Origin of the sequence: Streptococcus minor DSM 17118 (assembly GCF_000377005.1) — a bacterium.
In the GTDB taxonomy this organism is placed as follows: domain Bacteria; phylum Bacillota; class Bacilli; order Lactobacillales; family Streptococcaceae; genus Streptococcus; species Streptococcus minor.
Window position 1 is genome coordinate 1 of record NZ_AQYB01000023.1, and the last position, 13,638, is coordinate 13,638.

The 13,638-nt window shown below is 41.7% G+C and carries 11 protein-coding genes and 5 tRNA genes; all 16 read left to right on the forward strand.

The window, feature by feature from the left end; genetic code table 11:
• The 16 genes from F602_RS0101335 to purF all read left to right on the forward strand — a co-directional run bounded on the left by F602_RS0101335 (position 1) and on the right by purF (position 13,637).
• Positions 1 to 90, forward strand: a tRNA-Ser gene (locus tag F602_RS0101335).
• Between the two features lie 14 nt (positions 91 to 104).
• Positions 105 to 178 (forward strand) — tRNA-Met (locus F602_RS0101340).
• Between the two features lie 13 nt (positions 179 to 191).
• Positions 192 to 264, forward strand: a tRNA-Phe gene (locus tag F602_RS0101345).
• A gap of 31 nt (positions 265 to 295) precedes the next feature.
• A tRNA-Ile gene (locus F602_RS0101350) sits at positions 296 to 369 on the forward strand.
• A gap of 14 nt (positions 370 to 383) precedes the next feature.
• A tRNA-Ser gene (locus F602_RS0101355) sits at positions 384 to 471 on the forward strand.
• A 62-nt stretch (positions 472 to 533) separates the two neighbouring features.
• The gene (gene mreC / locus F602_RS0101360; RefSeq protein ID WP_018166166.1) at positions 534 to 1,364 is read left to right on the forward strand and encodes a rod shape-determining protein MreC; all 831 of its coding nucleotides are present in this window, start codon (positions 534 to 536) and stop codon (positions 1,362 to 1,364) included.
• Between the two features lie 2 nt (positions 1,365 to 1,366).
• Positions 1,367 to 1,882: a rod shape-determining protein MreD gene (mreD, locus tag F602_RS0101365; RefSeq protein ID WP_018166167.1), complete on the forward strand. Its 516-nt coding sequence runs from the start codon at positions 1,367 to 1,369 to the stop codon at positions 1,880 to 1,882.
• 83 nt (positions 1,883 to 1,965) lie between these two features.
• Positions 1,966 to 3,147: a peptidoglycan hydrolase PcsB gene (gene pcsB / locus F602_RS0101370; protein ID WP_018166168.1), complete on the forward strand. Its 1,182-nt coding sequence runs from the start codon at positions 1,966 to 1,968 to the stop codon at positions 3,145 to 3,147.
• Positions 3,148 to 3,244: 97 nt separating this feature from the next.
• Positions 3,245 to 4,201: a ribose-phosphate diphosphokinase gene (locus tag F602_RS0101375; RefSeq protein ID WP_018166169.1), complete on the forward strand. Its 957-nt coding sequence runs from the start codon at positions 3,245 to 3,247 to the stop codon at positions 4,199 to 4,201.
• 111 nt (positions 4,202 to 4,312) lie between these two features.
• Positions 4,313 to 5,488, forward strand: a complete 1,176-nt coding sequence (locus F602_RS0101380; RefSeq protein ID WP_018166170.1) for a pyridoxal phosphate-dependent aminotransferase — start codon at positions 4,313 to 4,315, stop codon at positions 5,486 to 5,488.
• Entirely contained in the window at positions 5,476 to 6,255 is a 780-nt protein-coding gene (gene recO / locus F602_RS0101385; protein WP_018166171.1) for a DNA repair protein RecO, read from the forward strand. The genes F602_RS0101380 and recO overlap by 13 nt, the downstream gene beginning before the upstream one ends.
• Before the next feature lie 75 nt (positions 6,256 to 6,330).
• Positions 6,331 to 7,329: a phosphate acyltransferase PlsX gene (gene plsX, locus F602_RS0101390; RefSeq protein ID WP_018166172.1), complete on the forward strand. Its 999-nt coding sequence runs from the start codon at positions 6,331 to 6,333 to the stop codon at positions 7,327 to 7,329.
• A gap of 1 nt (position 7,330) precedes the next feature.
• Complete coding sequence (locus F602_RS0101395) at positions 7,331 to 7,576, forward strand: phosphopantetheine-binding protein (protein ID WP_018166173.1); 246 nt, start codon at positions 7,331 to 7,333, stop codon at positions 7,574 to 7,576.
• A 106-nt stretch (positions 7,577 to 7,682) separates the two neighbouring features.
• Positions 7,683 to 8,390 (forward strand): phosphoribosylaminoimidazolesuccinocarboxamide synthase, encoded by a 708-nt coding sequence (gene purC / locus F602_RS0101400; protein ID WP_018166174.1) that lies wholly within the window; start codon positions 7,683 to 7,685, stop codon positions 8,388 to 8,390.
• Complete coding sequence (locus F602_RS0101405) at positions 8,390 to 12,115, forward strand: phosphoribosylformylglycinamidine synthase (RefSeq protein ID WP_018166175.1); 3,726 nt, start codon at positions 8,390 to 8,392, stop codon at positions 12,113 to 12,115. Before purC ends, F602_RS0101405 begins: the two co-directional genes overlap by 1 nt.
• A 73-nt stretch (positions 12,116 to 12,188) precedes the next feature.
• On the forward strand, positions 12,189 to 13,637 hold the full coding sequence (gene purF / locus F602_RS0101410; protein WP_018166176.1) for an amidophosphoribosyltransferase: 1,449 nt from the start codon (positions 12,189 to 12,191) through the stop codon (positions 13,635 to 13,637).
• Position 13,638 lies beyond the last annotated feature (1 nt).

Sequence of the window (13,638 nt, forward strand, 5' to 3'; positions counted from 1 at the left end):
GGAGGATTACCCAAGTCCGGCTGAAGGGAACGGTCTTGAAAACCGTCAGGCGTGTAAAAGCGTGCGTGGGTTCGAATCCCACATCCTCCTTGAACTATTATTATCGCGGGATGGAGCAGCTAGGTAGCTCGTCGGGCTCATAACCCGAAGGTCGTAGGTTCAAATCCTGCTCCCGCAATAGAACATAATACGGCTCGGTAGCTCAGTTGGTAGAGCAATGGATTGAAGCTCCATGTGTCGGCGGTTCGATTCCGTCTCGCGCCATTGGTATCTGGTACTGTTCCAAGTTTTACTTGGGCGCGTAGCTCAGATGGTTAGAGCGCACGCCTGATAAGCGTGAGGTCGGTGGTTCGATTCCACTCGTGCCCATTATTTCAAGAGATGGAGAATTACTCAAGAGGCTGAAGAGGACGGTTTGCTAAATCGTTAGGTCGGGAAACTGGCGCAAGGGTTCGAATCCCTTATTCTCCGTAGTTAACGAGATTATCTTAGGATATTCTCGTTTTATTGTATCCGCATGTTGAGGTGTTTGCATGAATCGATATAAAATTTCTAAATTAGTTGTTGCAATTTCTGCTGTAGCCATTTTTTCTTTATCTCTCCTGTTTTTAACAGTCTATCAAGGTTTAGAAATTCCAATTTTGGCCAATGGGGTGAAGCAGACAGTTTCTTTTTTTGATGGAGTTTTGTCAAAACCAACTCAGTTTTTATCTCAGCAAAAGGACTATTTAAACGATTTGATTTTTGCTTATAAGGAGAATCAGGAATTAAAAAAGACTTTGGCAGACTTTGAGAATTCCATTTCAGAGATGGAATCTTTGAAAAATGAGAATAAAGGCTTGCGGCAAAACCTTGAAATGAAAGAACAGCATGCGGACAAGCGTATATTTTCAGCTTTGGTTTCTGTTCGTTCTCCACATTCTTGGAATCAAAAATTGATGATAAACCTTGGGCAGGATGATGGTTTGACAACAGAGATGCTGGTTGTTGCAGATGGGGCTTTAATTGGGACCATTGATTCTTTGGCTCCTCATGCGACAACAGTTAAACTCTTAACGAACTCAGATAAGTTTTCTAAAATTCCTGTAAAAATTGCGTTGGAATCAACAGATGTATATGGTATTCTTTCTGGATATGATACTGACAGCCATTCTTTTATTGTTAACCAATTAAATAGTGATATAGGAATTCCAGAAGGTAGCAGTGTGGTTACTAGTGACTTGGCTGGGGGAACTCCGTCTAATATCCCGATTGGAAAGGTTGTTTCTGTAAAAACAAGTTCAAGCAATCTTAATCGAGAGTTGTATATTACACCAACGGCAAACTTTTCTAATATTTATGCTGTAACCGTAGTGGGGCAATAGTCATGAAGAAACAATACCTTGCTTATTTGATACCATTGATAGCCTTTTTGGTTTTTCTTCTGGATAGCCAGTTATCTACGCTATTAATTAATTGGGCACCAGGATCTATGATGATATCAAGTCATATCTTGCTGATGGTAGCTATCTTTCTCTCTTTTCAGCTACCTCTAATTTATAATATTGTTCTATTTTCTATCATGGGTTTGGTATATGATTTATATTATTTTGGGATTTTAGGAATATTCATTACTCTCCTTCCTTTAGTTGTCTATTTGATTTATTATTTTTATCAAAATCTACCATTTAAGACAATTACCAACCATATTATTCTAGTTGTTATTTTATTTATTTTTAAATTTTTTGCATTTGCTTTAGCTCGGTTATTTTTATTGACCAATCTATCTATGTTCATATTTGTTTTCAACGATTTGATGCCAACATTGGTTTTTAATTCTATTCTTTTGCTTTTGTTGCAACCCTTACTAAAATCACTTTTTGGAATCACGAATAAGACATAAAATTGTAATAAACGCGTAACATACAGGCGCGTTTTTTTTGTTAAAATGATATAGTCATAAAGAATAGAGGAGTTTATCTAGTTATGAAGAAAAAAATCGTAGCAGCACTTTTATTAAGTACAATTACATTGGCAAGTGTCAATAGTGTTGTATTAGTGCAAGCGAATGATACGGATAGTCAGATTGCAGCACAAGATAGTAAAATTAATGAAATTGCTGCGAAGCAGGCAGCTGCTCAGGCAGAGGTTGATGCTATCCAAGCTCAGGTAAATACCATTCGTGCTGAACAAGAAAAATTGACTGCTGAAAATGAAAGATTGGAAGCAGAATCTCAAAAATTGATTGCAGAGATTGAGCAATTGTCTGCTGACATCATTTCTCGTGATGGTGCTTTGAAGGAACAAGCTCGTAGTGCTCAAACAGATGCCTCTGTTTCAAGTTATATCAATACTATCTTAGATTCTAAATCGATTGTTGATGCTGTTTCTCGTGTCAATGCAATGCGTGAGATTGTTTCAGCTAACAATCGTATGTTAGAGCAACAAAAAGCTGATAAGGAAGCTCTTGCCAAGAAGCAGGAAGAAAACCAAGAAGCTATTAATACTGTTTGGAATAACCAACAGAAGTTAGCAGATGACCAAAAAAACCTAGAGGTACAAGAGGCTGCACTTCAGGTTGCACAATTGAACTTGGCGGTTGAAAAAGCAACTGCAGAAGATACTAAGGCTAATTTGTTAGCTCAAAAAGCAGCGGCTGAAGCTGAAGCTAAAGCAGCAGCTGAGCGTCAGGCAGCATATGAAGCTGAGCAAAGACGAATTCAAGAGTCCCAACAACAAGCTGTTACTCCGGTTACTCCAGCAGTATCAACAACTCCAGCAGCTCCAGCAGCAGTCCCTACTCCTGAATCAACTCCTATTGTAACGCCGATTACTCATAATAGTGGTGGAGCAAACACTTATCCAGTAGGTCAATGTACATGGGGTGCGAAGCAAGCAGCTCCTTGGGTTGGTAACTATTGGGGTAATGCAAGTCAATGGCTTGGTAGTGCACGTGCAGCTGGTTTCCGTACAGGTTCAACTCCACAAGTTGGAGCTGTAGCAGTATGGACAAACAGCTACTATGGTCACGTTGCAGTTGTAACAGGTGTAAATGGTTCACAAATTCAAGTTGTTGAATCTAACTATGCTGGCAATATGTCAGTTGGCAACTACCGTGGCTGGTTTAACCCAGCAGCAGAGGGTATTGCTGGCTATATCTATCCATAAAGATAAGAGAAATGTGGACAACCACATTTCTTTTTTTTGATTGAAAAATGTTTTAAAAAGCGTTAAAATGATATAGAAGAAAAAATAGGAGGCTATCATGGCGTTTTCTGACTTAAAGCTGTTTGCACTTTCATCCAATCAAGAGTTGGCGGAAAAGGTTGCAAAACAAATCGGGTTTCCACTTGGAAAGTCTACAGTTCGTCAATTTTCAGATGGTGAGATTCAGGTCAATATTGAAGAGTCTATTCGAGGTATTCATGTTTATATTCTCCAGTCAACGAGTTCACCTGTCAACGATAACTTAATGGAAATTTTAATCATGGTAGATGCTTTGAAACGAGCATCTGCGGAGTCAGTGAATGTTGTTATTCCTTATTATGGTTATGCACGCCAAGATCGTAAGGCACGGGCTCGTGAGCCAATCACTTCCAAATTAGTAGCCAATATGTTGGAAACTGCAGGTGTAGATCGACTATTGACCATTGATTTGCATGCGTCACAGATTCAAGGTTTCTTTGATATTCCAGTTGATCATTTGATGGGTGCACCTCTGATTGCAGATTATTTTGAACGCAGAGGAATGATGGGTGATGGCTATGTGGTTGTATCTCCAGACCATGGTGGTGTAACTCGAGCTCGCAAACTTGCCCAATACTTAAAGACGCCGATTGCTATTATTGACAAGCGTCGTAGTGTTAATCAGATGAACACATCAGAGGTCATGAATATTATTGGGAATGTCGAGGGTAAGACTTGTATCCTGATTGATGATATGATTGATACAGCAGGCACTATCTGTCATGCAGCGGATGCTTTAGCAGAAGCTGGTGCGGTTGAAGTGTATGCATCTTGTACTCATCCTGTCTTATCTGGTCCTGCTATGGATAATATTAGTAAATCTGCTATCAAGAAATTGGTTGTATTGGATACGATTGCTATTCCAGAGGAGCGTTTAATTGATAAGATTGAATTGATTTCAACGGCTGATTTATTGGCAGAAGCTATTATCCGGATTCATGAGAAACGACCATTATCTCCATTGTTTAATAGCTAAGGAATATATGTGGATGAAAGGAGTTATTGCAAGGCAATGACTCCTTTTCTAGTGTCAATTTTCTGAAAATTATATTATAATAAAAAGACGAAAGAAATATGAGGTGTTAAAATGGATTTGAGTCAACGTTTTAATAAACAATTAGACCGAATAGAGGTTTCTATGATTCGGCAGTTTGATCAGTCAATTTCAGATATTCCTGGAATTTTAAAATTGACTTTAGGAGAGCCAGATTTTACAACACCAGATCATGTTAAGGAAGCAGCGAAGGCGGCGATTGATGCGAATGAAAGTCACTATACAGGGATGGCTGGCTTGCTCTCTCTGCGCGAAGCAGCTTCGGAGTTTTTAGCAGAAAAATACAATCTTTCTTATGCGGCGGATAATCAGATTTTAGTGACTATTGGTGCAACAGAAGCCTTGTCTGCTTCTTTGGTCGGTATTTTGGAGGCTGGAGACACTGTTCTTCTACCAGCACCGGCCTATCCTGGTTATGAGCCGATTGTTAATATGGTGGGAGCTGATATCGTTGAGATTGACACAACAGACAATAATTTTGTGCTAACACCTGAGATGTTGGAGGAGGCGATTTTGGAGCAAGGAGATAAGCTTAAAGCGGTTATCCTCAATTATCCAGCCAACCCAACGGGAGTTACTTATTCGCGCGAACAGATTCAGGCTTTGGCAGATGTGTTGAGGAAGTACCCTGTTTTTGTTCTGTCTGATGAGGTCTATGCAGAGTTGACATATACAGGGGAATCCCATGTTTCCATTGCAGAATATCTGCCTGAACAAACGATTTTGATTCAGGGATTGTCTAAATCTCATGCTATGACGGGATGGCGGATTGGTTTGATTTTATCATCGCCTATGATTATCAGCCAGCTTATCAAGAGCCACCAGTATCTGGTGACAGCTGCAGCTACTCCAATGCAGTTTGGGGCTATTGAGGCATTGAAGAACGGGAAAGATGACGCTCTACCAATGCGAGAGGAGTATCGGGTTAGAAGGGATTACATTATTAAAAAGATGACCGAATTGGGGTATAAGATCATCAAACCTGATGGAGCCTTCTATATTTTTGCAAAGATTCCAGAAGATTTTAATCAAGATTCTTTTCGTTTTTTGCAAGATTTTGCTCGTAAGAAGGCTGTGGCCTTTATTCCAGGAGCGGCCTTCGGTCAGTATGGGGAAGGCTATATTCGAATTTCTTATGCAGCGAGTATGGAGACTATCAGAGAAGCTATGAAACGGCTCAAGGAATATATGGAAGAATGCAAAGAATAGAAAGCAGAGGCTTAGTTCTCTATAATCGAAATTTTCGGGAAGATGACAAGTTGGTCAAGATTTTTACGGAAGTGGCTGGCAAACGCATGTTTTTTGTTAAACATGCGAATAGAAGCAAGTTGACTGCTGGAATCCAGGCTTTGACCGTAGCAGATTATAGTTTGAAACTAAATGAAGAGGGATTGAGCTACATTGATGATGTGCATCAAATCAAGACTTTTAAAAAAATCCATGAAGATATTTTTCAGTTGGCGTATGCTAGCTACATTGTGTCTTTGGCAGATGCTTGTATGCAGGATGGTATAGCGGATGCGGCCCTCTTCGCCTTTTTGGAAAAGACTCTAGATTTGATGGAGGCAGGTCTTGATATGGAAGTGTTGACTAATATTTTCGAAATTCAGCTATTGAACCGTTTTGGAGTATCTCTGAACTTCCATGAATGTGTCTTTTGTCATCGGGTAGGTCTACCTTTTGATTATTCCTATCAATACTCTGGAGTGCTCTGTCCACAGCATTATCATGAAGATCAAAGAAGACCTCATTTGGATCCTAATCTCTTGTATTTGCTGGGTCAGTTTCAGTCTATTTCTTTCACAGACTTGGAGACTATTTCTATCAAACCAGAGATGAAGCAGAAATTGCGCTTGTTTATTGATCAGCTGTATGAGGAATATGTCGGTATTCATCTGAAAAGTAAGAAATTTATCGATGATTTAAACAAGTGGGGCGGTATTATGAAAAACAGAGATAAGCAGAGTGATGACTAGCAAGAACTTGTCTCAGATGCTTGAAATAATAAAAATATGCTATAATAAAACCAGTAGGAATGAGGAGGAGTACGAATGAAGAGAATTGCAGTGGATGCCATGGGTGGAGACTATGCACCGAAAGCGATAGTGGAAGGAGTCAATCAGGCTCTGGCTACTTTCTCAGATATTGAAATTCAGCTCTATGGCGATGAGTCAAAAATAAGACAATACTTGACAAGGACAGATCGAGTCAGCATTGTGCATACTGATGAAAAAATCAACTCGGATGATGAGCCAGCTAAGGCTATTCGTCAAAAGAAGCAGTCTTCTATGGTTTTGGCTGCTCGAGCGGTTAAAGAAGGACGTGCAGATGCGATTTTGTCTGCTGGAAATACTGGAGCGCTTCTAGCAGCTGGTCTTTTTGTAGTGGGACGTATCAAGGGTATTGATCGGCCCGGCCTACTCTCAACCCTTCCGACAATTGATGGTAACGGCTTTGATATGCTCGATTTGGGGGCTAATGCAGAAAATTCCGCTAACCATCTCCATCAGTATGCTATCTTGGGTGCTTTTTACGCAGAGAATGTACGTGGCATCACCAAACCTCGTGTTGGGCTACTCAATAATGGGACCGAGGATAGCAAGGGCGACCCTCTTCGTAAGGAAACCTATGCACTATTGGCTGCAGATACAAACCTTAACTTTGTGGGGAATGTAGAAGCACGTGAACTTTTGAATGGTGTTGCAGATGTTATTGTTGCAGATGGATTTACAGGTAATGCAGTCTTAAAAACCATTGAAGGAACAGCTTTGTCTATCATGGGTCAGCTTAAATCTGCTATCGAAAATGGTGGATGGAAAGCAAAAATAGGTTATCTCTTTCTGAAAGATGCCCTTCGTTCCATGAAAAAGACGCTGGATTATTCAGATGCTGGCGGAGCGGTACTCTTTGGTCTCAATGCTCCGGTGGTTAAAGCGCATGGCTCTAGTGATGCTAAGTCGATTTTTAACACCATTCAGCAGATTCGAACCATGTTAGATAGCCAGGTTGTTCAAAAATCTGTCGAAAAATTTTCTATCAAGGAGGACTAGGATGACAACAGAAGAAATTTATGCAAGAATCCAAAAGGTTTTGTCAGAACAAAAGGGAGAAGACTTCCTTGTCAGCCCTGAAATGTCCTTAAATGATCAGATTGCTGAGGATTCTGTTGAGGTCATGGAATTTGTCATTGGCTTGGAAGATGAATTTGGGTTGGAAATCTCTGATCAGGATATCGAAAATTTTCACACCCTTTCAGAAATCGTTTTCTATATTTCAAAAAAACAAAACGTTCGATAATATCGGACGTTTTTTATAATTTTATCTTATATAATCTGCTTATTCTTTTGTTTTGAATAATGGTATGATATAATTTAAGATAAGGTTTATGAAAGGCGAACAATAAATGAAGAAAAAATTGCTTTATTCGGGTAAGGCCAAGGATATCTTTTCGACAGATGATGAAGACTTGATTGTTTCGGTTTATAAGGATCAGGCTACCATGCTCAATGGTGCTCGAAAGGAGATAATCAAGGGCAAGGGGAGCCTAGCTAATCAAATTTCTTCCCTTATTTTTGAGAAATTAAATCGGGCAGGGGTGGCGACTCACTTTGTCAAACATTTATCAGAAAAGGAACAACTGAATCGTAAGGTGACGGTTATTCCCTTGGAGGTGGTTTTACGCAATGTGGCAGCTGGCTCATTTGCTAAGCGTTTCGGCATTGAAGAGGGACAAAAGTTAGAACGGCCGATTATTGAATTTTATTATAAGAATGATGACTTAGATGATCCTCTCATCAATGAGGACCATATCGGTGTACTCCACCTAGCAACTGCAGAAGAGATTACCTATATCAAGGCTGAAACGCAGCGGATTAATCTTCTCTTGCAAGATTGGTTTAGTCAAATCGGACTCTGTCTGGTTGATTTTAAGTTGGAGTTTGGCAAGGATAAGAACGGCCAGATTATCTTGGTAGATGAATTTTCACCAGATAATTGCCGTCTCTGGGACAGTCAAGGAAATCATTTGGATAAGGATGTATTTCGCAGAGATTTGGGTTCTCTGACGGATGCCTACAGCCTTGTGTTGAAAAAATTAGAGGAGATACATTGATGAACAAGAGAATTTTCGTTGAGAAAAACCCTCATTTTGGGATTAAGTCTCAGGCACTGTTGAAAGAATTGACCCACAATTTGCAGCTGTCTAGTTTGACAGACCTTCGATTGGTTCAAGTTTATGATGTTTTTGGTCTTTCTGAAGAGCTTTTTGAGAAGGCACAGAAGCACATTTTCTCTGAGCAAGTAACAGATAATCTTCTGGAAGAAGCTGATATGGTGACTGATTTGGTCCACTACTCTTTCTTTGCAATTGAGAGTTTACCAGGTCAATTTGATCAACGAGCAGCTAGTGCTCAGGAGGCTCTCCTACTTCTTGGAGGGTCCAATGATGTGACGGTTCATACAGCTCAACTTTACTTGGTCAATAAGGACATCGATGAAGTTGAACTGGTAGCTATCCAGAATTATCTGCTCAATCCAGTGGATTCTCGATTCAAGGACATTACTACGGGAATCCATCCACAGGAATTTTCGAGTTCAGATAAGACTATTCCAAAGTTGGATTTCTTTGCGACTTATACAGCTGAAGATTTTTCGGCCTACAAGGCAGAGCAAGGTCTAGCTATGGAAGTGGATGATTTGGTTTTTATCCAGGACTATTTCAACTCGATCGGACGTGTGCCAACAGAGACGGAACTCAAGGTTTTAGATACCTACTGGTCTGATCATTGTCGCCATACAACCTTTGAAACTGAATTGAAGACGATTGACTTCTCTGCTTCCAAGTTTCAAAAGCAATTGCAAGCTACTTATGACAAATACTTAGCCATGCGGGATGAGTTGGGGCGTTCGGATAAGCCACAAACTCTGATGGATATGGCTACGATTTTTGGTCGCTATGAAAGGGCCAATGGCCGTCTGGATGATATGGAAGTGTCTGATGAAATCAATGCTTGCTCAGTAGAGATCGAAGTGGATGTTAATGGCGTCAAGGAGCCTTGGCTTCTGATGTTCAAGAATGAAACCCACAATCACCCGACAGAAATCGAACCTTTTGGTGGAGCTGCGACTTGTATTGGCGGAGCTATTCGGGATCCTTTGTCAGGGCGTTCCTATGTTTACCAGGCTATGCGTATTTCTGGTGCAGGTGATATTACGAAACCTTTGTCTGAAACGCGTCCTGGCAAGTTGCCACAGCAGATTATTTCCAAAACAGCAGCTCATGGTTACTCCTCTTATGGGAATCAAATTGGGCTGGCTACAACCTATGTCAAGGAATACTTCCACCCTGGATTTGTAGCCAAGCGGATGGAGCTAGGAGCAGTTGTTGGTGCAGCGCCTAAGCGTAATGTGGTCCGTGAAAAGCCAATAGCTGGAGATCTAGTTATCCTTTTGGGTGGTAAAACTGGTCGTGATGGTATTGGTGGTGCAACGGGCTCTTCCAAGATTCAAACGGTTGAATCGGTGGAAACAGCTGGTGCAGAAGTGCAAAAAGGAAATGCTATTGAAGAGCGTAAGATTCAACGGCTTTTCCGCGACGGCAACGTGACTCGCTTGATTAAGAAATCCAATGACTTTGGAGCAGGTGGTGTCTGTGTAGCTATCGGTGAACTGGCTGATGGTCTGGAAATCGATTTGGACAAGGTACCTCTCAAATATGCTGGTCTCAATGGCACTGAAATTGCCATCTCTGAGTCCCAAGAGCGGATGTCTGTAGTGGTTCGACCAGAGGATGCAGATACCTTTATTGCAGCTTGTGCTAAGGAAAATATTGATGCAGTAGTGGTTGCGACTATTACGGAAAAACCTAGTCTAGTGATGACATGGAATGGTCAAACCATCGTGGATATAGAGCGGAGTTTTCTAGATACCAATGGTGTGCGTGTTGTTGTCGATGCTAAGGTGGTGGACCGACAAGTAGCCTTACCGGAACAAAGAAGAACTTCAGCTGAAACACTAGAATCTGATACCCTCAAGGTTTTGTCTGATCTAAACCATGCTAGCCAAAAAGGTCTACAAACAATCTTTGATAGCTCAGTGGGTCGTTCAACGGTCAACCATCCACTTGGAGGTCGTTACCAAATGACACCAACTGAGAGTTCTGTTCAGAAGTTACCAGTTCAACATGGTACAACCAAGACTGCTTCGGTTATAGCACAGGGCTACAATCCTTATCTGGCAGAATGGTCCCCTTATCACGGTGCAGCTTATGCGGTGATTGAAGCAACTGCTCGGCTAGTTGCGACAGGGAGTCGCTGGTCTCAGGCTCGCTTCTCATATCAGGAATACTTTGAGCGGATGGATAAGCAAGCGGAAAGATTTGGTCAGCCCGTTTCAGCCTTGCTGGGCTCTATTGAAGCCCAAATTCAGTTGGGATTGCCGTCGATCGGGGGCAAGGATTCTATGTCAGGGACCTTTGAAGAATTGACAGTACCCCCGACGCTTGTTGCCTTTGGGGTGACGACGGCGGATGTGGATCACATTCTCTCGCCAGAGTTTAAGGTAGCAGGACAGTATATCTACTATCTACCAGGTCAAGCAATTTCAGAGGACATTGATTTTGACTTGATAAAATCTAATTTCTCAACATTTGAAGCTATCCAATCTACCTATACCATTACAGCAGCTTCGGCTATCAAGTACGGCGGTGTCGTAGAAAGTTTGGCCTTGATGAGTTTTGGGAATCGAATCGGAGCCCAAGTAGAATTAACTGACTTACCTACCAGTTTGACAGCTCAGCTAGGTGGCTTTATCTTTACCTCTACAGAAGAGATTGAGGAAGCTATTCAAATTGGTCAAACGGTGGCAAATTTTGATGTGATAGTCAATGGACAGGTCCTTGCGGGAGCAAGTCTTTTAGATGCCTATGTAGGCAAGCTGGAAGAAGTTTACCCAACTGAATTTGAACAGTCCAATGAATTGCAGGAAGTTCCAGCAATAGCATCGGGTGTGGTTCTTCAAAGTAAGGAGAGAGTAGAGCAGCCACTCGTTTATATACCAGTCTTCCCTGGAACCAACTCAGAATATGATTCGGCCAAGGCTTTTGAGGAGGCGGGAGCGAAGGTTCATTTAGTACCGTTCGTGACCTTAAACGAGGAAACGATTGCCCAGTCAGTTGATACGATGGTTGAACAGATCCAGCAATCTCATATTATCTTCTTTGCAGGTGGGTTCTCGGCAGCAGATGAACCAGATGGTTCAGCCAAGTTTATCGTCACTATCTTGCGCAATGAAAAAGTACGTACAGCTATTGATGACTTTATTGCTAAGGGTGGACTCATCATTGGTATCTGTAATGGTTTCCAAGCCCTAGTCAAATCAGGTCTCCTACCTTATGGTAATTTTGAAGATGTTTCATCTAGTAGCCCAACTCTTTTCTACAACGATGCCAATCAACACGTGGCCAAGATGGTGGAAACTCGTATCGCCAATGTCAATTCACCATGGTTGGCAGGTGTACAGGTCGGAGATATCCATGCCATCCCAGTGTCACATGGGGAAGGGAAGTTTGTAGTCACGGATGAGGAATTTGTGAAACTCCGAGACGGGGGGCAGATCTGGAGCCAGTATGTGGATTTTGATGGAAATCCAAGTATGGATTCTAAATACAATCCAAATGGTTCTAGTCATGCTATCGAGGGGATTTGTAGTCAAAACGGTCAAATTATTGGTAAGATGGGACACTCTGAACGATTTGAAGATGGTCTGTTTAAGAACATCCCTGGCAATAAGGATCAAAAACTCTTTGAATCAGCTGTGAAATATTTTACAGAAAAATAATGCTAAGTGAGTATTAGTGAACTCTGAAATAGTTACTTTTCGCTATAGTGAAAGTACAAAAAGGAAAATGTAAATGACATATGAAGTAAAATCGCTCAATGAAGAATGTGGTCTCTTTGGTATTTGGGGTCATCCAGATGCCTCTAAGGTTACTTATTTCGGCCTTCACAGTTTGCAGCACCGTGGCCAAGAAGGAGCAGGCATTGTCGCCAATGATAAGGGAAAGCTGCAAGGTCACCGTGATACTGGTCTGCTTTCAGAAGTTTTTAAAGCCCCAGAAGATTTAGAAAAACTGACTGGTTCGGCAGCCATTGGTCATGTTCGATATGCGACTGCTGGCGAAGCTTCTATCAGCAACGTCCAGCCTTTCCTCTATCGTTTTACCAATGAGCAGTTTGGTCTCTGCCACAATGGTAATTTGACCAATGCCCTGACTCTGAAAAAGAAGTTGGAGGATCAGGGAGCTATTTTCAATGCCTCATCGGATACGGAAATTCTTATGCACCTCATCCGCCGCAGTCATAACACCGAATTTTTAGGTAAGGTCAAAGAAGCTCTCAATGCGGTTAAGGGAGGTTTTGCCTATCTGTTGATGACAGAGGATAAGATGATTGCAGCTTTGGATCCCAATGGTTTTCGCCCCCTTTCTATTGGAAAAATGAAAAATGGGTCTTGGGTGGTGTCGTCTGAAACCTGTGCTTTTGAGGTGGTCGGTGCTGAGTGGGTGCGAGATATCAAACCAGGAGAAATAGTCATCATTGATGACTCTGGTATCCACTATGATAGTTATACAACTGATACACAGCTAGCTATTTGTTCGATGGAGTATGTGTACTTTGCACGACCTGATTCCACGATACACGGGGTCAATGTACACACAGCTCGTAAAAATATGGGGAAACGTTTGGCTCAGGAATTCAAGCATGAAGCGGATATCGTTGTCGGTGTTCCCAATTCGTCTTTATCTGCAGCCATGGGATTTGCTGAAGAATCAGGTTTACCAAATGAGATGGGACTCATTAAAAATCAGTATACCCAACGGACTTTTATCCAACCAACACAGGAATTGCGGGAGCAAGGTGTCCGCATGAAATTGTCTGCTGTCTCTAGTGTGGTCAAGGGCAAACGCGTGGTGATGGTTGATGATTCGATTGTTCGTGGAACGACTTCTCGGCGAATCGTTCAGCTTCTGAGAGAAGCTGGGGCTAAGGAAGTTCATGTGGCTATCGGAAGTCCTGAACTCAAGTACCCTTGTTTTTATGGTATTGACATTCAGACTAGGCGCGAATTGATTTCAGCCAACCACACAGTGGACGAAGTCTGCGATATTATCGGGGCGGATAGCTTGACTTATTTGTCTCTAGAGGGCATGATCGAGGCGATTGGGATTGATACAGATGCTCCTAATGGCGGTCTCTGTGTGGCATACTTTGATGGCAACTTCCCCACACCTTTGTACGATTACGAAGAACCCTATCTCAAGAGCTTGAAGGAAAAAACGAGCTTTTATCTAGAAAAGTAGA